Source organism: Gelidimonas diazotrophica (assembly GCF_055694025.1).
This window is the reverse complement of the sequence record NZ_CM146349.1, coordinates 1,740,456-1,763,379: the sequence shown is the minus strand read 5'-3', so window position 1 is coordinate 1,763,379 and position 22,924 is coordinate 1,740,456. Positions and strand designations below refer to the sequence as shown.

Sequence of the window (22,924 nt, the reverse complement as noted above, 5' to 3'; positions counted from 1 at the left end):
CTCTTAACCTAATTTTTTGAGAATCCAGTTTCCGTTTTCGAATACAACAGCCTGATCGCAATCAAATTCACCTTGATCACTCTCATGTCCAGGCAGAGTCTGAATGACTATTTCTCCAGCCTTTCGCAATTCATTAATTTTTGCCTGCAATGAATAATCACCACTCCAAGGAGCAAGAATTGCCCGTGTTCGTTTAGCCATCGGTAACAATCTAGCCAATTCTCGCAAATCCATTGAAAATCCCGTGGCCGGCCGTGCTCTCCCAAATGCTTCACCAACATGATCATAACGACCGCCACGTGCTACTGCGTTCGGCAAACCGGGAACGTAAACTGCAAACATTATTCCACTATGATAGTGATACCCGCGTAAATCTGCTAAATCAATTGTGATATTGGCAGCACCTACTAGCGCGATTAAAGTATCAAGCTCGTCCAGAGCTTGCGATATGTTGGGCAAATTAGGTAGAACGCGGCGCGCCCGATTAATTACTGAAATATCTCCATAAAGAGTTGGCAAGGCCAGCAAGGCATTTCGCGTCACAGCAGAAAATTCTGTTGAAATTGACATTAATCCGGGCATATCCTTCGCCTCTAGCAGCGCAAAAAGTTCTGCCTCATATTGGATAGCACGCTTATCATTTTTTAAAAGTGCACGCAATACATTAACGTGACATAAATCAAGGCGTACTTGTGTAATTCCCGCTAATTCAAGGGATGTTAAAACTAATTTTTGAATTTCGGCATCGGCTTCAAGTCCTGCATGCCCATATATCTCAGCACCAATTTGCAAAGGTTCGCGCGTTGCATGCAGGCCAGAAGGGCGGGCATGTAACACACTTCCTGCATAACACAGTCGAGTGACGGAGGCACGATTCAGTAAATGCGCATCTATGCGTGCAACTTGAGTAGTAATATCAGCACGCACGCCCATTGTTCGACCTGATAACTGATCGACCAACTTGAAGGTGCGTAAATTCATCGCCTGACCAGCTCCACTCAAAAGAGATTCGATATATTCCAATAAGGGCGGCATGACGAGCTCATAGCCGTATAGACGAAAATTGTCAAGCAGCAAGCGCCTTAATTCTTCGATTTTGCGTGCTTCTGATGGTAAAACATCAGCAATGTATTCTGGAAGGAGCCAATTAGGCATAAAGGAAAGATACTTAAAAAAGAAAATGCGCGAGACTATTTATATCTCGCACAAAAATAACAATCAGCCAACAAAATATATGGAATCGTATGCTTACAATAACATGATGCAATCCGATTTGGCTAACAGCATCATGGTTTCGGTTTTATTTTTGCCCCATAAAACTTAAGCTACTTGGATTCTTGAAATATTTAAAAAACTCAGAACTTGGATCCACAACCATTACATCACTACGGCTTTTGAAGCTTGCACGGTATGCTTCAAGACTACGGTAGAATTTATAAAATTCAGGACTTTTACCGAATGCCTGAGCATAGATTTGTGAAGCTTTCGCGTCGCCTGCACCCTTGATCTTTTCTGCATCACGATAAGCTTCCGCCAAAAGGACCGTACGTTGCCTGTCTGCATCAGCACGAATTTTTTCCGATTCAGCAGCTCCAGTTGATCGCAACTGATTAGCTACCCGAGCACGTTCGGATTTCATTCGATCGTAAACTGAATTACTAATTTGCTCTACATAATCGACTCTTTTTAATCGCACATCTACAACTTCAACTCCAATTTCTTTTGCTTCATTACCTACTTTTTTGTGAATGGCATCCATAACTTTGCCGCGCTCACCTGATATAACCTCTCGCACAGTGCGCTTTGTGATTTCTTCATTTAATGCTGCCTTGACAATCTGTGACATTCGGTCTTGCAAACTACGCTCATCACCTCCAAAGCTAATAAAATACAACCTTGGATCTATAATTCGCCACTTTACGAATGCATCCACAAGAATATTCTTTTTTTCTGCTGTTATGAAACGATCTGCGTCAGGAGTATCGAGTGTCAGAATCCTGTTGTCCATGAATAAAATGTTTTGAAACGGTGGTGGCAACTTGAAATATAGTCCAGGTTTTTTAATAACCTGCTTAACCTCTCCAAGAGCAAACACTATGGCGAATTGCCTCTGATCGACGACAAACAGCGTCGATGATAAAATCCAAAGAGAAATTAACCCGACAAAGACATAAGAGATTACGCGATTCATTATCGAGTCTCCTGAGTACGTGAATCACGTGATTCACGGCTACGAGAATCTTTCTGTTGAGCGTTTCCACTAGATTGCAAAGAATCTACAGTGGGACTAGTCGCTGTATTTGGAGCGCTAGTTGGATTAGAGGCAGAAAGTCCACTCGCATTTGTTTGTCCAATTAATTTATCTAACGGTAAGTAAAGCAAAGAACTACCATTTTTTACGTCTACCATTAGCTTAGTTGTGCCAGTAAAAATCTGTTGCATGGTATCTAGATAAATACGGTCTCGTGTAACGGCTGGCGCTTTTTGATATTCTGCATAAACCTGATTAAAACGAGATGCATCACCCAAGGCATTTGCCTCTACCCTAGACCTATATGCTTCAGCTTCTTCCATTAAACGTGAAACAGCACCACGAGCCTTTGGAATAACATCATTTGCATAGGCCTGCCCTTCATTTTTTTGCCTTACAAGATCTTGACCTGCCCTAACAGCATCATCAAATGAAGCCTGCACCTGTTCCGGCGGTTGCACACCCTGCATTGTTACATTTATAATCTGCGCCCCTGACTTATAACGATCAACGATATTTTGCATTAGCTGAGCAACGTCAAATGCAACTTTTTCTCGGCCTTCATAAAGGACAAAATCCATCTTGCTTTTACCGACAATCTCACGAATAGAAGTTTCAGCAACCTGTCTGATTAATTCCTCCTTATCGCGATTATTAAAAATCCAATCGGAGGCGTTCTTAAGTCTATATTGCACCGCGAACTGGATATCAATAATATTTTCATCTTCAGTTAACATCAGCGCTTCTTTTGGCTGTTTATTTCTAACACTGGATCTATATCCCACTTCAATTGTACGCACCTGTGACACATTCACTATTTCATGACTTTGAATCGGAGTCGGCCAGCGCCAATTGAAACCAGCAGGAGTCATGTTATTGTATTTCCCAAAAGTCATCACAACGCCTGTTTGACCCTCCTGAACAATAAAAAACCCGCTCACCAACCACAAAAAAATCGCAATAGCGGCAATTACCCCTACCCCAATGCCGGCACCTTTGGCATCAGGTTTGAAGCCGTCACCATTAGAACCACCTCCACCATTTTTGCGGCCTAAAAAACGGTTTAATCGTTGATTAAAATCACGCCACAACTGGTCTAAATCCGGAGGTCCATTATTAGGATTTTTATCATTCTGCATATGATTTTTGTTTTCATCGCTACGAGAATTCCGACCCCATTTAGGGTCGTTGAGTGAAAATTTTAAACCAATTTTTTTCAGTAAAGATACAGGCATTGTTTCCAAATCCAGCGTTATAAATGAGTAAAGGCGCTTATTCGATTTTATTCGACATGAATATCACTTGATTGGTTTATCGGCGAATATTCTTGCAGAACAGTCATACGCGACTTTGAAAAATCGCCAAGAGCATGCCGCAATAAATCGAGGCCAATACCCGCCCTAGCGCTAACAAAAACCCTCTGGATTTTACCATATTCATTCAACTCCACAGATTGCTGCAAGCCTATAATATCAATCTTGTTCCAGACCAATATCTGCGGAATATGATCTGCGCCGATTTCTTTAAGGACCATATTGACTTGCTCGATTTGATCCATTCTCACTGGACTTGCTGCATCGACGACATGCAACAATAAATCTGCATTTACTGTCTCTTCCAAAGTTGCCTTAAATGCTGCAACTAATTGATGAGGTAGCTCACGGATGAAGCCAACGGTATCAGAAAGTACCGCATTGCCGGTATCGCCAAGATAAACTCGACGCGAGGTCGTGTCTAATGTTGCAAAAAGTTGATCCGCTACATAGGTGCCAGCATTGGTTAGCGCGTTGAATAAAGTAGACTTGCCCGCATTGGTATATCCTACTAACGATATCGAGAAAGTATTTCCTTTGCCTCGGGCGCGACGCTGTGTTTCGCGCTGGCGCTGTAATTTTTCGAGCCGCACACCAAGAGATTTAACTCTCTCGCCTATCAAACGACGATCTGTTTCCAGCTGCGTTTCACCAGGCCCCCGCAATCCTATACCGCCTTTTTGGCGCTCCAGATGTGTCCAACCGCGAATTAAACGAGTAGACAAATGCTGCAACTGAGCAAGTTCGACCTGCACTTTTCCTTCGTGACTTTTGGCACGTTGTGCAAAAATGTCGAGAATCAGGGTGGTTCTATCAACCACACGAACTTTCAATAATTTTTCAAGATTGCGTTGCTGAGCTGGCGTCAGGATATGATTGAAAATAACGATATCAATCTCATTTTCAGCCACAGCAAATGCGACTTCCTCTGCTTTACCGGAGCCTATAAATAAGGATGCATCCGGACGTGAACGTTTTCCCGTAATGACAACAACAGGATCGGCTCCAGCAGAGGATGACAGCAAAGATAGCTCTTCTAAACCTTCAGTAAAATCACTTTTACCAAAATCGATCCCAACTAACACTGCACGCATTGAAGGAGTCTCGCGTTAGGTTGTGGAGAGGGAAGGAATCATTGCTCTTCTTGTTCAATATTTAAGTTAACTGCACGTGCCGGCACAACAGTAGAGATTGCATGCTTGTATACCATTTGTGTAACAGTATTGCGCAGCAAAACGACGTATTGATCAAAAGACTCAATGTGCCCCTGTAATTTAATGCCATTGACGAGATATATTGAAACAGGTACATGTTCTTTCCGCAAGGCATTGAGGAAGGGGTCTTGTAACAGTTGCCCTTTGTTGCTCATGACAGCTCCATTCTGTTGTTGTAATTAAGAGTTGGTGACGACTTGAAAATTATCAAGCGATACTGGTTAAAAGTTGTCAGTTTGAACGCATTAGCAAGTTTATTTTTTCAAAGATACTGCAATTTTAATTTCTGGCAAATGGATTCTTACTCGACCGGAATTCAATACGTAAAGGGGTTCCTGTAAGTGAGAAAGTTTCTCTGAAATGTTTTTCCAGATAACGTTTATAGTTATCTTCAACAAAATTGAGCGCATTTCCATGGATGATAACAATGGGTGGATTCTGACCACCTTGGTGGGCATATCTTAATTTCGGCCGAATTGATCCTTTGCGACGAGGTTGTTGATGCTCCACAGCCTCTATTAATGCTCGTGTCAATTTAGGAGTAGTCAAATCGGCCATAGCTGCAACATATGCCGCATCAATTGATTTCATCAAGGGACTAATACCAGTCGATTTCAAAGCAGAAATAAAATGAAATTTAGCAAAAGACAAAAAACTCAATTTACGCTCTAGATCCATCTTGATTTCATCACGTTTATCAGATGTCAGACCGTCCCATTTGTTAACACCAACGACTAAAGCTCGACCGGTTTCCAGCACAAAGCCGGCTATATGGGCATCTTGTTCAGATATATCCTGTTGCGCATCGAGCAACAGCAGTACCACATTAGCCTCTGAAATTGACTGCAATGTTTTAACAACTGAAAATTTTTCAATTGCCTCGAAAACTTTTCCACGTCGCCGTATTCCAGCAGTATCAATTAATGTGTAATGTTTGCCTTCTCGTTCAAACGGAATTTCGATAGAATCCCGCGTAGTTCCAGGCATATCAAAAGCTATAACACGATCTTCACCCAACACGGTATTTACTAAAGTTGACTTACCCACGTTTGGGCGGCCAACAATTGCAATTTTAACGCCCCTCTGAGAGGTATCCTGTTCATCCTTCTCACTAGGGCGCTGTGCAAATGCCAGGTTCAATGATTCATCTACCAAATCCATCACACCATCACCGTGTGCTGCTGAAATAACATAAGGATCGCCCAATCCAAGCTCATAGAACTCAGCGGCAACGGAGGTGTACTTCATACCCTCAGATTTATTCACAACCAACATGACTGATCTACCGGATTTTCGTAAAAAATCCGTTATGGTCTTGTCATGCGGAGTAAGCCCTTGGCGACCATCAACAATAAAAATAATGATATCGGCTTCCGCTACTGCCTGTTTAGTCTGTTTGGCCATCTGGTGCATAATGCCCTCTTTGGCTACAGGCTCAAATCCTCCTGTGTCAATCACCAAGAATGGCCGTTCTCCCAAGCGCCCTTCACCATAATGGCGATCTCGGGTGAGGCCAGGCAAGTCAGCTACCAGTGCATCTCGCGATCGTGTAAGACGGTTGAACAGCGTGGATTTGCCGACGTTAGGTCGGCCTACTAATGCAATTACCGGCTTCATCAAATTGTTACTCGGTCGCCAAAGCGACCACTGCCCCTGATTGGGTTTGAAAAATCAAATTCACGCCAGCAACAACCGGGGCGGATAGTATCGCACTCCCGTCAGTGCCAACACGACCTAAAAACGCGCCATTTTCACGAGAAAGGAAATGTACATAACCTTGACTGTCTCCTACGACCACAGCACGTCCAAATGATGTTGGGGTGGAAAGACGGCGATTCGCTAGTTTATCGTTACGCCACATATTCAATCCAGCATCACGTGTATACGCCGTCACCGCTCCACGCTCATCGGCAGCAAAAACAAAGCGCTCATCTATTCCTATCCCGACATCACTCGATAGCGTCCTAGCCCAACGCGCAGAACCTGTCGACTTATTAAAACACGCTACCTTACCTTGGTAAGCAACCGCACAGACATCTTCGCCGGCTATAACTGGCGCGCCGGAAATATCCGCTATGCGTTCAAGTTCTGTCGTGCCGCGTGGGTCTCCCACTGTAGCCTCCCAGCGCGCGCCGCCGTTATTCAACTCCAAAGCTAACAGCTTGCCGCCGGGCATGCCAACGAAAACACTCGATCCGTCAATAATTATCCCCGGCGCTGTATGTAGAGTCAAAGAAGGAACCGCTCGTTGTGCAACCCAGCGACGCAATCCAGTTTCCACATCCAATGCGATAATCCGATTATCGTGACTGCGGACGATTACAAGTTTCTGACCTACTGCGGGCACGGAGAGTACTTCACTGGAAGTTTGAGCTTTCCAACGCAATTTTCCGTTGGAATCAAATGCTAAAATTGCACCTTTTTCGCCTGCTACCACGACTGTATTACCGTCGCTGCCAACACCAGCAGTTAATGACATCCCTGCTTTAATGCGCCAAACTAGATTGCCTGTGGCCGCATCCATACGTGCAATTGATCCATCTGCTGCAGCGACGAAAACATCATTACCTATAACAGCAGGGGAGAAATCAAACGCTCCAGCGCTACCTATTGCCGCAGACCAAGCCGAGTGAATCGATAATGTTGGCTGAAAATTCACTAACGCTGCTGGTTGATTTCTTGGCTCCACCTTGCTGGAGAAGGGGTTTAACGAAGAGCATCCAGACAACACAGCGACTATGCTGACAAACGCAAGCTTAACTGCAATTCGCATTATTTCCCCTAGTTTTTTTAACCTGCATCCTTAACTGACGAATTACCCAACGCATCCAGCTTCATTTGAATTAAGGGGCGTATCGGGCTATTTTTCTCTATTTTTTTCAGTGCCAATTCATAGGAGGAGCGCGCCATATCATTTTTATTTTGCGAAACAAGAATATCTCCCTTGCGATCGGCGACCAAACCAGAAAACTGTGCAGGGAAGCTTGTCTCTAATAGCTTTAATGCTTCCTCATATGATTTGGTATCTAACAAAAGACCAGAAAGTCGAAGCTTGGCGATAGCTTTGTATTCTTCATCATTGCCATGGTCGATTGCCCATACCAATTGGGCGTTCGCAACTTTCATGTCATTGGCATCAAATGCGCTTTTAGCCGCAGCAAGTGCGCTCATTTGTGCATAGGGAGTCTTGCCGAACTTCGTTTGCAAGTCTTCTGCTGCACGCAGAATCTTTACATTATCCTTAGCTACAATCGATTTTTCCAACTCGTCATAGAGTAGAGATGCTTGTACCGACTGCTTACGCTGATAGTAATTCCATCCAGACCAGCCCGCATAAATAGCCATAACAAAAATGAGCAGCCAAGTCAGCAGGTTACCATATTGATTCCACCAAGCCTTGATTGAGGCTAGTTGCTCTTCTTCTTCGTGATCGTATGCCATGTAATGTAATGTTAGTGGTATTAGTGATGGTAGTGAATATGCTCGTGATCGTGCTCATCTTCGCCAACGACTTGATCAACCAGATAATCCACTACCGCATCGAATGCGACTCTAACCTGCTGTTGATCCGTTTCGACTACACGGAGCGCCTTGATTGCAGCTACCCCGCCATCAATCTCATCTTTGCCAATAATGACTGCGAAAGCCGCTCCGCTTGCGTCAGCACGTTTCATTTGCGATTTAAAACTACTCGCAGAATTGGCAGACGCGCAATGTAACACAACATCCAGGCCGGCATCACGAATCCGTTCGGATAGAACGAACGCCTGTAGCTGTGCATCGTCGCCTTGGTGGAGAATATAAACATCGCAGTGGTTTGGTGGTAACAGTTCTCCGCTTGCCTTCATAAGTTCCAGAATGCGTTCAACACCTATTGCAAAGCCACACGCAGGTGTCGATTTACCCCCGAATATCTCAACCAGAGGATCATATCGACCACCGCCACAGACCGTACCTTGCGCCCCAAGCTGGTCAGTCACCCACTCAAACACGGTACGATTATAGTAGTCCATGCCGCGCACTAATCGCGTGTTAATGGTGAACGGAATACTGTTATGACGGAGTATCTTTTGCACACCCTCGAAATGAGCGCGCGAATCATCTTCCAGATAATCCAGCAATTTTGGAGCTGCATTCACCAAGGCTTGCATCGCAGGATTCTTTGTATCGAGTATTCTTAACGGATTTGAATGCAAACGTCTTTGCGCATCAGTATCAAGCAAGTTCGCATTCTTTTCGAAATAAGTTACAAGGTCAACCCGATGTTTATTACGTTCATCCGCGTTCCCGATCGAATTCAGTTCCAACCTTATACCCTGTAACCCGAGGTCATCCCAAAGGCGTTGACACAGCATGATGAGTTCTGCATCGATGTCGGGGCCAACAAATCCGAGAGCTTCTGCACCAATCTGATGAAACTGGCGATAGCGTCCACGTTGCGGCCTCTCATGGCGAAACATCGGACCGGCATACCACAAGCGTTTCGGACCATCGTACGTCAGGTTATGCTCCAACGCTGCGCGAACCACACTTGCAGTACATTCGGGACGCAGCGTCAGTTGGTCACCATTCATCGAGTCAGTAAAGGAATACATTTCTTTCTCGACTATGTCAGTCACATCACCCAATCCGCGAGAAAACAAAGCGGTAGGCTCAACGATTGGAGTGCGAATCTGTTGAAAGCCATAACTCTTCAATACGGACTGCACCGTATTTTCAAACAATTCCCAGAGCGGGGCGTCGATCGGAAGGATGTCATTCATACCTTTCACACCAACAATTTTTTCGATTTTTTTATTTTCAGACATTCTATTTATACATTTATTAACGGTGAATAGCAGCTCGAATAATCACATTCAAACGGCAATAGTAGTGTTGCCATAGTGTGTTTTGACATAATCCAGTACGATCGCCTGAAATTCCTCGGCAATGTGATCACCACGCAGAGTCACACTCTTTTCGCCGTCTACGAATACAGGGGCAGCAGATGATTCTCCCGTTCCTGGCAAGCTAATGCCTATATTTGCATGCTTGGATTCACCAGGACCATTTACGATACATCCCATAACAGCGACATTCATGCCCTCAACCCCAGGATATTCTTTCTTCCAGACTGGCATCTGATCACGCAAATACGTTTGGATTCCATCGGCCAAATTCTGAAAAACCGTCGAAGTTGTACGACCACATCCAGGACATGCAATCACCATAGGCGTAAATTTTCGCATCCCCATTGTCTGCAAAATTTCCTGCGCCACTACTACTTCTTTTGTGCGGTCTCCGCCTGGTTCTGGCGTTAGAGAGATACGAATAGTGTCGCCTATCCCCTCTTGTAGCAATACTGACAGCGCGGCAGTAGAGGCAACAATGCCTTTACTGCCCATACCCGCTTCAGTAAGGCCCAAATGAAGGGGATAATCGCAACGACGGGCAAGCTCACGATAGACTGCAATCAGATCCTGCACACCTGAAACTTTACACGACAGGATAATCTGATTGCCTGGCAACCCCAGCGTTTCTGCCCGTTGCGCGTTATCTATGGCAGAAGTAACCAACGCCTCATACATGACACCGCTGGCAGACCAAGGTTCTGGTCTTTTAGCATTCTCGTCCATGATCCGCGCCAACAATGACTGATCCAGACTTCCCCAATTGACTCCGATACGTACCGGTTTGTCATATTTGCAGGCAACTTCAATCATTTGCGCAAACTGTGTATCGCGTTTGGCGCCCTGCCCTACATTTCCAGGGTTGATGCGATATTTTGAAAGTGCCCGCGCACAATCAGGATAATCGTTTAACAGCGTATGACCGTTATAGTGGAAATCCCCCACCAATGGCACGTCAATACCCATTTTATCCAACTGCTCGCGAATTGCCGGTACAGCTGCTGCTGCTTCTGGATTATTAACAGTGATTCGCACTATCTCCGAACCGGCGCGGGCCAAATCCTTGATCTGAATTGCCGTCCCGATTACATCTGCGGAATCAGTATTAGTCATTGACTGAACCACTACAGGGAATCCTCCGCCGACGAAAACTTCACGCACCCCATAACGGATGACCGTCGTTTTAGTGTTACGTCGAGAAACTGGGCCTGATGCTGTGGGCGTATTTTTTAACATGCCTGATTATTTCAAATTGATCCTGGCAACATTGCCATTGACGCCCGCCTTAGCATTGAACGACTCACCACGCAAAGTGACGCTCACGCCGGCAACGTTACCGATTGTCAATAAAGCTGGTTCGCTTATTTCAAATTTTTCGACCTCACCGGCCTTTAGAATTCGGGAGACTGCAATGCTCTTATTTGCTCTCTTGATCTCAATCCAGGAATCTTCATGGGCTTGTAATACAAGTTGATTTTCTTCTGCGGCAGCAGAAGGTGCTGTCGGAGCTACGATAATAGGAACATCGGATACCACTTTAGGCTCCGAAATTGGTGCTGTTGTCAAAACGGAGGTAACTGCCGCGTCAGCTTTGCTCAGTTGCAGAGGAAGTGTATTCACATCGCTCTTCGGAAGAGTTGAAATTTTCCCTGGCATCAAAACATCTCGATTAATTGATGAAGCAACTGTCACTGTAGACAAGTCCGGCAACCATCCCATTTTTTGGGCTAATACGGTTGACAAAAGCAGCAGGATCAAAAAAACGACGCCTACGCTCCATTTGGATAAGATGCCATTCCTTTTTCCCATTAAAGGAAATCGGCTCTCAGAAAAGTTCATGGGAATTGCACGACGTAATAACGGCGCATCTAATTTTGGAACATCCTCTGACTTGAGCATTTCCAATAGTGGAGTCACATCCATTGTCAAGCATTTTGCATAGGCACGAATAAACCCACGCGTCACAACCATAGGCAATGCTGCGTAATCATTGCTTTCAATAGCAAGAATTTGACGCGGGGAAAGTTTAATCTGATCAGCAACTTGTTGTATGGACCAACCCAAATCTTGACGCCTGCCTAACAAACAAGCTCCGGGTGAATCAATTGAATACTCCTGCGACTGGCTCTGAGCCGACTCTTCAATAATGTCTTTAAATTGTTCACTCATCATATGCCCCGCGTTTATAAGCAGCATATTCGGCTGAATCAACATAGCGACGACGCAACTGTGTCACAAGACTGCTTTCTGCAGCACGATCTTCCAATTTATGCTCCACTTTTATCGCCAGCCACAGAACTTCAGATGTCAGCAGGTCTGCTTTAATGGCGCGTGTAATATAAAAATGGGCACGTTCATAATCCCTGCGATTAAAGTAGATGTTTGCTAAATTAATAGTGACGCTGGGATTATCCGGCTCAATCTTAAATGCTTGCATAAAATATTTCTCCGCAGCATTTTGCTCTTTCAGTTTAAGGCTGCACACTCCTGCATTATGCAAAGCTTTTGCCGGAGATTGATAAGAACGATTCCTGAGCGCAGCTTCGAAATAAGAAATAGACTGATTTTCGCGCCCTCTTTGGCACAAAAACCATCCATAGTTATTACTAAAATCAGGATTGTTCGGAGCAAGTTTAATTGCTCTCAAAAAATTTTCTTCGGCTAGAGGCATTTGATCCATTTCCATATAGATCAACGCACGCATGCTGTATGCCTCAGCAAAATTGGGATCAGCTGCAAGTGCCTGCTTAATCTCATCCAGTGCAACTTCCAACTGGCGCTGTTGATAATAACCAACAGCCAATTGCAATCTGATATTAGCTCTTTTCTGATTATCGGTTTGATCCGAGCTAGTGGGCAACTCTGCCAGCGATCCACCTGATGGGCCTGATGCGCAACCGAACAAAGACATGACAACCAGCAAAAAAAATATTCTAAGCAATCTATGCAAAGCCAGGTTCACTCAATGACCTCCACTAAACGGCCAAAATTCTTACCAAATTTTTGCTTATAATGCGCAATATTTTCCATGCGTTCATGGACACGAGTACGATCCTGTACCTCTCCTGCCAATTGACCGCAGGCGGCATCAATATCATCACCCCGGGTTTTGCGAATGGTCGTCACAAGACCTGCATCCATCAAGATTTGCGCAAACGCCTTGATTCGTGGGTTCTTTGAACGAATCAATCCAGATTCTGGAAAAGGATTAAACGGTATCAAATTGAATTTGCAAGATACCGGGTCCACACCATTTTGCACTAAAGCAACCAGTTCCCGTGCATGCGCATCGGAGTCATTCACGCCATCGAGCATGCAATACTCAAAAGTGACGAAATCACGTGGCGCATAATCAAGATAGCGCCTGCAAGCGGCCATCAACTCATGCAGTGGATATTTTTTATTTAACGGTACAAGGCCATCTCGCAAGACATCATTTGAAGCATGCAAAGAAACAGCCAACGCAACTGGACAATCCTGCGCAAGACGATCAATCATTGGTACTACGCCAGACGTTGACAATGTCACTCGCCGCCGTGACAGTCCATATCCATTATCATCCAGCATTAACTTTAACGCTGTCACTGTCGGCTCATAATTTAATAGCGGCTCGCCCATTCCCATCATTACGACGTTTGTGATCTGACGCTCGCCTTTCGGACCGGGCTCAATACCTTTAGTGCGTCGCAATTCAAACTCTGCCATCCACAGTTGCCCAATGATTTCACCGACCGTAAGATTACGGCTGAATCCTTGTTTCCCGGTAGAACAAAAACGGCAATTGACCGCACAGCCTGCCTGTGTCGAGATGCATAAGGTCCCGCGATTTTCTTCTGGAATAAATACGGTCTCGACTGCATTGCCTTTTCCCACATCAATTAACCACTTCCGAGTCCCATCAATTGATGTGTGATCGCTAATTACTGCCGGCGCAGCAACCATCGCGCGCGTGGATAATTTATCCCGCAGCGATTTCGCCAAATCGGTCATCGCATCAAAATTGCCAACGCCAAATTGATGAATCCAGCGCTGCAATTGTTTGGCGCGAAACGGCTTCTCACCCAACTCACCGCAATAAGCGATAAGTTGCGCAGGATCCAGGTCCAGCAAATTGGTGAGTTGCGTCATAACATCATTCCATCAAGTTATCTTCGCGTGAAAACAGCTTCACACGAGAAAACACATCAATTAACGTGAATACACATTCAGTGCAGGAAAGTAATAAGCGATTTCCACAGCTGCGGTTTCAGCTGCATCAGAACCGTGCACTGCATTAGCATCAATCGAATCTGCAAAATCAGCCCGGATCGTGCCTTTGTCAGCTTTTTTAGGGTCGGTTGCACCCATCAGGTCACGATGCGTCAAGATGGCGTTTTCGCCTTCAAGAGCCTGAACGATTACAGGGCCGGAAATCATGAAATCGACTAGCGCGTTGAAAAAAGGACGCTCGCGATGCACTGCGTAAAAGCCTTCCGCTTCTGCGCGCGACAATTGCATCATGCGAGCAGCAATAATTTTCAGACCAGCGCCTTCGAAACGCGAATAAATCTGACCAATAACATTTTTTGCAACTGCGTCGGGCTTGATAATTGACAGGGTGCGTTCGATTGCCATCTGTAAAAACTCCAATAAAAATAACGGGTTAAGATAGTAGCTGCAGTTCCAGCCAGTTGCGGATTTTAACATAAAGCATTATCGAATAAAAACACGACTTTCGTGGCTCCCGGACTTCATCAGGATTTATGAAAAATCATTAACATTCAAAATATTTAATGTGAAATTCTACATACTCCCGCCATTTTTTATAAAAAACTATATTTTCCGCATAGAACTATGGCAACAAAAATAATACACAACCATGTATGCCTTTGAGGCTATATATATGGCCGATCGAATTCGGTTTCTGTTTTTGTGTAAAAATGATCGCACAAACCAGCCAATCACAAGCTGTCGACAGAACTTTCCTTGGATATGATGCTCAGAGCAGTCATGCATGTACTCCAGATGACTGTTGGCTTAAGAAATAGATGCGAAAAACCCAGTACTGTAGCTTTATGGCATAAGGCGTTTGCGCATGGCTGGCGTCATTTCCACATTTTTGTTAGTGTCGATCAGCATGACTTCCTTCAAGTTCAAGCGCTCTGCGAACGCCCTCCAGTGCAGCGGGCCAGCAATAAATAGCGGCTTGGAATTTCCATCAGAACGAGTACCGGCATCATTGCCGCCAGAAGTGATGATCGTGACCGACGCTACCAGATCGGTAGTTTCTCCTGTCCTTGGATCGATGATGTGGGGACGACGCTTGCCGTCCTGCATAAAATACCGCTGATAATCGCCGCTGGTGCCTATCGCTTCATTGTCATGCAACTCCACGATCGCTACCGTACCTTCTCCACGTGGATTCTGGATGCCGACTTTCCAAGGATGGGCTCCGGGCTGCCCTATTGCCAGGACGTTGCCGCCTACATTGATGAGTGCCGCCTTGACGTGCTCGGCGCGCAGAATTTTGGCGGCCTGATCAAGCGCATACCCTTTCGCATACCCGCCCAAGTCCAGCATTACGGACCTGTTGCTGCTGGAAATAATAGTGCCGTCATAGCTCAGATCGGTCATGCGTGGCTTGGCATCGACCCAACGTTTAATTGCGGCAGATGACGGCCCATGCGGCGTGATATCACTACTCTGAAATCCCCAGAGCCGAATCAAGCCGCCAATGGCAGGATTAAACAGATTATCCGAATGTTCAGCCAGGCTGGTGGCTGCCTTGAGCATGTCCACCATTTCAGCGTCAGCTTGATAGGATTCGCCGCGGGCAATGCTGTCATTGAGCGCTGTCAGCGCACTCGGCTGCCAGGCGTGGAATTTGTGGTGCAGCCGGTCGAATTCACGCAATACTTGCGCACCAAGCAGGTTCGCGCGCGCTTCCGGTTCGCCGTAAATACTTATCTTCACCAAAGTGCCAAACACATTGCCTTGGGTACTGTAAGTAGTTTCAACAGTTTTGTTGGTACATCCACTCAGTAGCACCAATAACAATGTACTGAACAGAGTGTGGTAAAAATTACGCTTGATCATAACGCCTGATTCCGGGGGGTTTTACAAAATACGCCTGCATCAGTGCGAGGCTAATCGTGCAAGGACACGAACGGTGCATCTGTTTCGTGCAGTCGTTCGCGTCCTTGAATCATCAGCTAGCCTTGCTGACCATGTAATCGACTGCAGCCTTAACGTCTTCATCCTTCAGGGTGGCATTGCCACCTTTAGGCGGCATCATTCTGATGCCATTGATTGAATTGGTGTGCAGCGTATCAATGCCCTGTGCAATGCGTGGACCCCACATTGCCTTGTCGCCAAATTTCGGCGCGCCCAGTACTCCGGCTCCATGACATGCCAAGCAAGTGGCGGTATAAACTTGTTCGCCCTTGACTAAATCGCCTGTTGCTGCGCTCGCAACTGGGGCTGACCCGGTAGAAGCGGCAGGTGCTGCTGGTTCAACGGGTGCAACTGGTGCAGGAGCGGCAGGAGCAGTTGCCACTTCAGGAGCCGGGGCCGCTGGCATCGTTTCCGCTACTGGCGGTGTTTTTTCACCACAGCCCGCTATGACAAGAGCAATGGCGAGCGGCAAGAATTTAAGTGTTTTCATGTGTCTATTCTCCAATATGAATTAAAAATTTTCCGATGCAATGCAATGCATCACGCGCTGAATCATACCAATGTATCTCTGGCAGCGCACAACTCCTGCTACAAAGATTCAATACGTTCCAGCAGCGGGTCCAACAACAAAGTATCCAATAACCCGGAAAAATTGTGCCAACTATCCAGACTAGGGTCAACACTTGGACCAGCCCTTACTACACCGTTTTCATCATGCACATGCAGCGGAAACGTGGTGCAAGTCACATGCACGGGGGCCGTATCCATGCGTAGTTCTGCTTCGCCCCAACTCCAGTTTATGGAATATTCTTCGCTGCTGAAATAACGCAGTTCGATCATCAAACCGGTATCAAAGGAAAGCGTCAGGGCATCCTGCGCCAGACGCACCGGTTCGACCAGGCGCTCGGCGTAATGTTCTTCAAGCTGCTCTTTGAATATCAGATGCAGGCATACCGCAGGCTCAGCAGTCCCGGCAGGCGTATCACCAAACTGCTCCATCATCTCTGCGCGTACCTGCATGCGGGTTTGATCGAGAATCAAGGCGCTCAGATAATGATCGTATGCAGGGTGCTCGCTGAGCTCACCATTTTTTATTTTCTCCAACAAGTCCGCTTCACTATCAACCGCATATCGCCGCAAAACTTCCTTGCGCGATTCGCGCAGCATATAGGCTGTTTTTGCATACAGTGCCTGCAGCGATTCTGCATTCACGGGGTCCATCAAAGCGTCCTGTTCCATCATTTATCCTTAATTAGCTTTTAATGTTACATCGCTGTATCGTGCGTTGCATCGCCACTCTTATTGAGCATATCCGGCGTCATCTGCGCATAGCGCACTATTTTTCCGCCCTCTTTTTTGACGAAAGCCTCGGCATCCTGCATGCTGGAAAACGCCCCCAAGGTAGGTCCCATCGAGCCCGTTTTTTTGCTTCCTGCCACATAGATGGCGCTCTTGGCATCGATCCAGTTTCCGTCGGGATGTTCCCATGCCGTCTTGCCCATATCTTGCACAAACACGCCGGTAACCGAACGCTTTTGTTCAGGCACCAGCAACATCGAGAACAGCTCCATCAGATCGCAGAAAAATTCAGGCTTGCCTTGCGCGTAATGGATCTGCGCCTTGGGCCCCGGATAATCCTTGAGTATCATGCCGTCGAGTTCACAAGCTGTCTCGCTGGTCGGCTCCAGCGCTACCACTTTGGGCGTAGCCTGATTGCAGGCAGCCAGCAAGATGCAGAGCACCAGACTGCTTGCCAATTTGTGCGGCGCCGGCAGAGATTTTTGCCAGCCGATTATTTTCGATTTCATTTGAATCTCCAATGCGTAAATATGAATGGCAGCACGATCCAGCCCAACATAATGCTGACCAATATTGCGGGATTGGTCAGACTCTCCGGCATCACGGTTGCCAGGCCATACATGCTTTGCACCTGATCGGAACTGAAAATATTCAGCAAACGGAAGACATCGGCGGGATTAAGCATCAGTAATCCGGCAAAAACCGCACTGTCCAGTTTTCCCTGGCTGACGACCAATGCACCCATCAGCAGCAGATCAAAGATCAGCACGAAAAAGAACCACAGCATGATGGCCGCACCGCTGGCGCGCATCCGATCCTGGGCGATTACCGACACCAATAACGACAGGCTCAAGAAAGCCATGCCCATCAGAATCGCGCTCAATACGAAGCCGGTATAGTGATACAGGTCGTTCACTCCCAGTTGGGAAGCCAGCGGCAGCAAACCGGCACCGAACCCGATCACAGTGGCGCTGGCCAGTGCACCTGACAGACCCAGATATTTCCCTAGCAATATCTCAAAACGGGTAATCGGCATCGACAACAGCAACTCCAGCGAGCCGCGTTCTTTCTCGCCGACGATGGTGTCGTAACCCATAATCAATGCAATCAGCGGCACCAGATAAATGACCAGGCTGACCAGGCTGGCAATCGTGACATCGATGCCGCGAAAGCCGACCGAGCCCAGTTGCGCTGAGCCGAGATAGGCAATTGCCAGTGCAAACAGGGCGAATATCACGGCAACCGCTACCACCCACAAGTTGCGCAGCCGGTCCCGAAACTCCTTGGTGGCAATGACGCGCACCTGCGCCCACTCAATGCGCTTGGACATTGCGCTCTCCATAACCGAGAAACAGGTCTTCCAGCGACGGTTCATGCACCACGATATCGCGTACGGCATCGGACAACGCCATGATCTTGGCGAGTACGCTTACCTTGCTTGCCGCCGGGCAGGAAATTCGCACGCACTCGTTATCGAACTGCCACTCCAACCCTGCCAGCCCAGCCAACTCGTCCAGGGCGGTGCGCATCTGCGTCTCGTGGCCGGCGCGCAGCGTGACCTCGATGACAGAAGGCAGCACCATGTGGGAGCGCAATTGCGTCAGCGTTCCCTGTGCGACGATTTGACCGGAGTTCAAAATCACCAGGCGATCGACGCGGCCTTGAATCTCCGCCAGTATGTGCGAGGTAATGATAATGGTCGCTCCTTGTGACTGCACATCGCGCAAAATGCGGTAAAACTCGTGAATCCCTTCCGGGTCGAGCCCATTGGTCGGCTCATCGAGAAAAATCAGATCCGGGTTACCCAGCAGCACCTGGGCAAAACCCAGTCGCTGCCGCATGCCTTTGGAATAACCGCGTACCCGCCGCCCGGCCGCATCTGCCAGTCCAACGCGCGCCAGGATTGCATCGCAGGTATTGCGCGGCACCTGCTTCAAATCGGCGAACAGGCGCAACACTTCCAAGCCGGTCAGATTGTCGTAGGTCACGAAACTCTCGGGCAAGTAGCCGATACGGCGCCGCATCTGCCTGAAATCACGGCCGCTGATCAATGCATCGTGAATTCGGATTTCACCGCTGGTGGCTGGGATTAGTCCCAACATCAGTTTGAAAAGTGTGCTCTTGCCGGCGCCATTGTGGCCGATCAGACCGAACATTTCGCCTTTCGCAACCGACAGGCTAATGCCGTTGACAGCATGCACATCACCAAAATGTTTGGTGACGTTATTCAGTTGCAGGGGGTTGTTTGTCACTCCACCGTCTCCAATCCTGATTCAAAGGGCGCATACGCGGATGCTTGTCCACGATGCTGGGAGCGCGCAGCACAGGGAACTGTCGGGCCACAAAACGCAATGTCTGCATCGACGGGCTCGACAACAGTAGTTTGATCAATGGGTATTGCCAGTTGAGCCGGTCCACCACGTCGTTGGCTTCGTAGGTAACATCACCCATGCCATCGCCATCTTGATCCCAGCCGCTGTAATTGCTCCAGTAATTACCCTGTGTCAGGCCCCATTCGACATCGCGCGCGGCAACGTACTTGATCTGCGACTGATTGTCGATGAAGTCATTGCCATTGACCTTATTGTTGTAGGAACCGGCCGACAAATGCACGCCGATCCGGTTACCGATCACCAGGTTTTTTTCCAGCGTGTTGTACTCGGCGTCATAGATAAAAAAGCCGCGTCCATTGCCTGCCACGATGTTATTTTCAATCACGGAATCCTGAATCGTGCGCAGCATGATGCCGTGGTCGGTATTACCCCAGGTAATATTGTGGCGCACCGTCAATCGACGCACTTCCATCAGCGCCAAGCCCCCTTGATTGAGATAGGACTCGTTGTTTTCCCAGACGCTGTCGTCGGTCGTCATGAAGTGGCTACCATAACGCAGGTGATGAATTTTATTGCCGCGAAACAGTGCATCCTTCGAAACATCCACATAGAGACCATCGCGACTGTAACTGATGTTGTTGTCGATGATTTTGGCTCTGATAGTGTTGTATACCTGAATGCCATTACCCCTTAGTACCGACTGCAAATCGCGTTTGCCGGTAATCACGTTGTGTTCAATGCGCGAGTCTGTAGATTTTTCCAGCCAGATGCCAAACAAGTTATAGACCAGATCGCAATCCTGCACCGTGGCACGGTCTGAACCGGGCTGGATGTAGATGCCGGCGTTCTGCGCAGTCAGGTCTATGCCACTGTCGCGCACGATCAAGCCTTTGATTGTCACGTCCGAGGCACGCACGCGGATGACGTCGCCGGTATTTCCGCCACTAATGGTCGGCCGGCCGATGCCCTGCAAGGTAAGCGGTTTATCGATCACCAGATGTTCGTGGTAGTCGCCCTGCGCCACCTGCACGGTGTCACCTGATTTGGCCGCAGCTAGCGCCGCAGCGATCGACTGACCTGCCTGCACCTGGAGCACAGCGCCCCAGGCAGTACCGCCAGCCAGGCCAAGCCAGGCTGCCAGCATTGCGATACTACCCAACCGTTTTAGTGAACCGCTTGTTGTTTGTCGGGTCACGGATTTTTGGCCGCCATTTGTGCGGTTTTTTCAGACAGATTGCGACGTACGCTGTCCAGTGGAATAAAGTAACCCTTGGCATCGATAGGGGTCAGCGGCAAGCTCAGCTTCTCGCGCGTTTTGCGCTCTTTCGCCAGTGGCGGACATGCATGATCGTCGTAATACAACACCATGCAGTCGAGACATTGCATGCATTCGGTCTGATCGATCTTGCCGGCCGCGTCAATCGCGTGAGAACCGCAACCGGTAGCGCAGGCATGGCAGGTTTGGCATTCGGTCTTGCGCTTCAAGCCGAACAGGCGCAATTTGCTGGGAATCGCCAGACCGGCGCCGAGCGGACAAATATATTTGCAATACGGCCGCTCGCTCAGGAAAGACAAGCCGAGAATGCCGCCGATAAACAGCCAGAATGGCCAGGTACGGTTCCACACGCCGACTAAAAAGGTAGTCTTGAACGGTTCGATTTCGGCCAGATGCTCGGCCGTTTCCATCGAATAGAACGACACTCCCAGCAGCACGAAAAAGACGCCGTACTTGATCCATTTGAGTTTGTCGTGCAATCGTTTTGGCAACAGTTGCTGGAATTTTTTCAGGCCCAGCATCTTGCCGGCGCTGAACGCCAGTTGCTGCAGCGAGCCGAACGGGCACAACCAGCCGCAAAACACGCCACGGCCCCACAGCAGTACGGTGATGATGATGAACCACCAGAAGATGAAAATAAACGGGTCTGACAGGAACAATTCCCACTTCCACTGGTGAATCAGCGAATGGAACCAGGTCAGCACTTGTGTGATGCTGGGCTGAGCTTTCAGATAAAAGCCCAGGAAGACAACACTGGCGATCCACAACAGATGGCGCGGCCGGGAAATCCACGGCTTATGCTTGCGGCTGGATATGCGCACCAGCTTGTCGCGTTGCGAATACATCAGTGCGGTAAATCCCAGAATCAGCACGAACAACGCTATTTCCAGTTTCCGACCTAGCCAAATCCCTTCCCATACGGCTTGCGGGCGTTCAATCTTGGGGCGGCCGCCTTCCAGATATTGGGCCGGCAACCACAGTTCCTGATCGAAATGGATGAATGTCTTGCTGCCGCTTTGGGCGTCGGTCTTGTTGGCCAGGAATGTCAACTGCCACGGCCAGGCCGGGTTAAAGTTGGCGGAACGAATAATGAAGATGGCGGATTCCTTGAAACCCGGCACATCGGCTGGCTGCAAGTGGTAGAGATTCTGGTAATCGGTATCGCGGAAGGTGAAAGTCTCCGGGTCCTGACGCACCTGAATCCGGTCATAAATCCCGCCGCGCACATAGCCTGAACCCTTGAATGAGCTCTGGCCGTTGGCGATAATGAAAATGGCGTGCTCGTCCGGCTTCAAATCTGCCATCAGGCGTTTATAGCCATGTTCCCCGAGCAGGCTGGTGCCGATCGCCGGCGCATTCAGGTAGCCGAAATACAAATCCATATAGGGCTGGTCAAGATTAGTTGCGCCTACATCTTCGGCCGACACCAGCATGTGCTGGACGCTGCCTTCCTTCAGTAAATCTTCCCAATTCAATTTGGCATTGAATGCGGTAAATTTGGCCGGCGGCCTGGGTACGCTTTTGATGAGCCCTACTTGCCGGCCAATGGCATAGGCGCTGCGGGAAATTACCTGATTTTCGGCAATGGCGGTAACAGTCGCGCCACTGATGGCGTCCAGGCTCTGCGCACCATTGTCATTCTGGCCCTGGCCAATGACCAGCTTGGCGTCGGCTGATTTGCCGATATATTGCTTAATAAATTTGAGCAATACCGATTCAGGAATACCTGCCAGCAAGATCGGTTCCGAGTGTTTCAGCACCCGCACGCCGGTAATGATGCCCTTCGTATCCATGCCGATCAGGGTCACGATCGGCTTGCCGGAGTAGGCCGGAATATCCACCACATCGGTCGACAAGAACACATAACCGACTAATTGCTTCTGTTCGCCCTTATTCCCTGATTCACCCTTACTTTCCGCGTAAGCCTCGACGTAGCTGGGCCGTCCCTTGCGCTTGGAGAATTGCGTGGCCGATGGCATCACGTCACGGCATGGCGCAGAGGCACAAAGATCCGGACCGGTCATGAGTTCCGCCGATAGTTCGGCGTCGTAGATGGAGGCGCGGGCGTGAGTCGCGAGTAGCAAGCCTGCAAATCCCACTAACAATGCGAGGGCAGTCTTAAAAACCACGCGCAGCAAGTAGCTACGATCAAAAATATGTTTCATAAAATTTACCGAACTTTTATAAATTGAGTGA

The 22,924-nt window shown here is 48.0% G+C and carries 22 protein-coding genes; all 22 read right to left on the bottom strand.

Going from position 1 to position 22,924, the window contains the following annotated elements:
* Positions 1-3: 3 nt before the first annotated feature.
* The gene (locus tag KGFNPO_RS08170; RefSeq protein ID WP_472634253.1) at positions 4-1,155 is read right to left on the bottom strand and encodes an ATP phosphoribosyltransferase regulatory subunit; all 1,152 of its coding nucleotides are present in this window, start codon (positions 1,153-1,155) and stop codon (positions 4-6) included.
* Between the two features lie 145 nt (positions 1,156-1,300).
* A complete protein-coding gene (gene hflC, locus KGFNPO_RS08165) occupies positions 1,301-2,191 on the bottom strand; it encodes a protease modulator HflC (RefSeq protein ID WP_472615556.1) in 891 nt (296 codons plus the stop codon).
* Entirely contained in the window at positions 2,191-3,486 is a 1,296-nt protein-coding gene (gene hflK, locus KGFNPO_RS08160) for an FtsH protease activity modulator HflK (protein WP_472634252.1), read from the bottom strand. The genes hflC and hflK overlap by 1 nt, the downstream gene beginning before the upstream one ends.
* Positions 3,487-3,533: 47 nt before the next feature.
* Positions 3,534-4,658 (bottom strand): GTPase HflX, encoded by a 1,125-nt coding sequence (gene hflX / locus KGFNPO_RS08155; protein ID WP_472634251.1) that lies wholly within the window; start codon positions 4,656-4,658, stop codon positions 3,534-3,536.
* Positions 4,659-4,696: 38 nt separating this feature from the next.
* Complete coding sequence (hfq, locus tag KGFNPO_RS08150) at positions 4,697-4,933, bottom strand: RNA chaperone Hfq (RefSeq protein WP_025916438.1); 237 nt, start codon at positions 4,931-4,933, stop codon at positions 4,697-4,699.
* A gap of 124 nt (positions 4,934-5,057) precedes the next feature.
* Positions 5,058-6,395, bottom strand: a complete 1,338-nt coding sequence (gene der, locus KGFNPO_RS08145; protein WP_472634250.1) for a ribosome biogenesis GTPase Der — start codon at positions 6,393-6,395, stop codon at positions 5,058-5,060.
* Between the two features lie 7 nt (positions 6,396-6,402).
* Complete coding sequence (bamB, locus tag KGFNPO_RS08140; RefSeq protein WP_472634249.1) at positions 6,403-7,551, bottom strand: outer membrane protein assembly factor BamB; 1,149 nt, start codon at positions 7,549-7,551, stop codon at positions 6,403-6,405.
* A gap of 17 nt (positions 7,552-7,568) precedes the next feature.
* Positions 7,569-8,219, bottom strand: a complete 651-nt coding sequence (locus tag KGFNPO_RS08135; protein WP_472634248.1) for a tetratricopeptide repeat protein — start codon at positions 8,217-8,219, stop codon at positions 7,569-7,571.
* A gap of 20 nt (positions 8,220-8,239) precedes the next feature.
* A complete protein-coding gene (gene hisS / locus KGFNPO_RS08130; protein WP_472634247.1) occupies positions 8,240-9,586 on the bottom strand; it encodes a histidine--tRNA ligase in 1,347 nt (448 codons plus the stop codon).
* A 48-nt stretch (positions 9,587-9,634) separates the two neighbouring features.
* Entirely contained in the window at positions 9,635-10,903 is a 1,269-nt protein-coding gene (ispG, locus tag KGFNPO_RS08125) for a flavodoxin-dependent (E)-4-hydroxy-3-methylbut-2-enyl-diphosphate synthase (RefSeq protein ID WP_472634246.1), read from the bottom strand.
* 6 nt (positions 10,904-10,909) lie between these two features.
* A complete protein-coding gene (locus tag KGFNPO_RS08120; RefSeq protein WP_472634245.1) occupies positions 10,910-11,836 on the bottom strand; it encodes a helix-turn-helix domain-containing protein in 927 nt (308 codons plus the stop codon).
* Positions 11,829-12,578, bottom strand: coding sequence for a type IV pilus biogenesis/stability protein PilW (gene pilW, locus KGFNPO_RS08115; RefSeq protein ID WP_472634422.1), 750 nt, complete (start codon positions 12,576-12,578; stop codon positions 11,829-11,831). Before pilW ends, KGFNPO_RS08120 begins: the two co-directional genes overlap by 8 nt.
* A gap of 47 nt (positions 12,579-12,625) precedes the next feature.
* Entirely contained in the window at positions 12,626-13,795 is a 1,170-nt protein-coding gene (gene rlmN / locus KGFNPO_RS08110) for a dual-specificity RNA methyltransferase RlmN (RefSeq protein WP_472634244.1), read from the bottom strand.
* A 60-nt stretch (positions 13,796-13,855) separates the two neighbouring features.
* Complete coding sequence (gene ndk, locus KGFNPO_RS08105) at positions 13,856-14,281, bottom strand: nucleoside-diphosphate kinase (protein WP_472615546.1); 426 nt, start codon at positions 14,279-14,281, stop codon at positions 13,856-13,858.
* Between the two features lie 438 nt (positions 14,282-14,719).
* Positions 14,720-15,619: an FAD:protein FMN transferase gene (locus KGFNPO_RS08100; RefSeq protein ID WP_472634243.1), complete on the bottom strand. Its 900-nt coding sequence runs from the start codon at positions 15,617-15,619 to the stop codon at positions 14,720-14,722.
* Positions 15,620-15,854: 235 nt separating this feature from the next.
* Entirely contained in the window at positions 15,855-16,310 is a 456-nt protein-coding gene (locus KGFNPO_RS08095; RefSeq protein ID WP_472634242.1) for a c-type cytochrome, read from the bottom strand.
* Between the two features lie 98 nt (positions 16,311-16,408).
* Positions 16,409-17,059 carry a hypothetical protein gene (locus KGFNPO_RS08090; protein ID WP_472634241.1) on the bottom strand — a complete coding sequence of 217 codons (651 nt, stop codon included), beginning with the start codon at positions 17,057-17,059 and terminating at the stop codon, positions 16,409-16,411.
* 26 nt (positions 17,060-17,085) lie between these two features.
* Positions 17,086-17,628 carry a nitrous oxide reductase accessory protein NosL gene (locus KGFNPO_RS08085; protein ID WP_472631357.1) on the bottom strand — a complete coding sequence of 181 codons (543 nt, stop codon included), beginning with the start codon at positions 17,626-17,628 and terminating at the stop codon, positions 17,086-17,088.
* Positions 17,625-18,449, bottom strand: a complete 825-nt coding sequence (locus KGFNPO_RS08080) for an ABC transporter permease (RefSeq protein ID WP_472631358.1) — start codon at positions 18,447-18,449, stop codon at positions 17,625-17,627. The genes KGFNPO_RS08085 and KGFNPO_RS08080 overlap by 4 nt, the downstream gene beginning before the upstream one ends.
* Complete coding sequence (locus KGFNPO_RS08075; RefSeq protein ID WP_472631359.1) at positions 18,433-19,371, bottom strand: ABC transporter ATP-binding protein; 939 nt, start codon at positions 19,369-19,371, stop codon at positions 18,433-18,435. The genes KGFNPO_RS08080 and KGFNPO_RS08075 overlap by 17 nt, the downstream gene beginning before the upstream one ends.
* Positions 19,343-20,596, bottom strand: a complete 1,254-nt coding sequence (locus tag KGFNPO_RS08070; RefSeq protein WP_472631360.1) for a nitrous oxide reductase family maturation protein NosD — start codon at positions 20,594-20,596, stop codon at positions 19,343-19,345. Before KGFNPO_RS08070 ends, KGFNPO_RS08075 begins: the two co-directional genes overlap by 29 nt.
* 47 nt (positions 20,597-20,643) lie before the next feature.
* A complete protein-coding gene (locus tag KGFNPO_RS08065) occupies positions 20,644-22,863 on the bottom strand; it encodes a 4Fe-4S binding protein (protein ID WP_472634421.1) in 2,220 nt (739 codons plus the stop codon).
* Positions 22,864-22,924 lie beyond the last annotated feature (61 nt).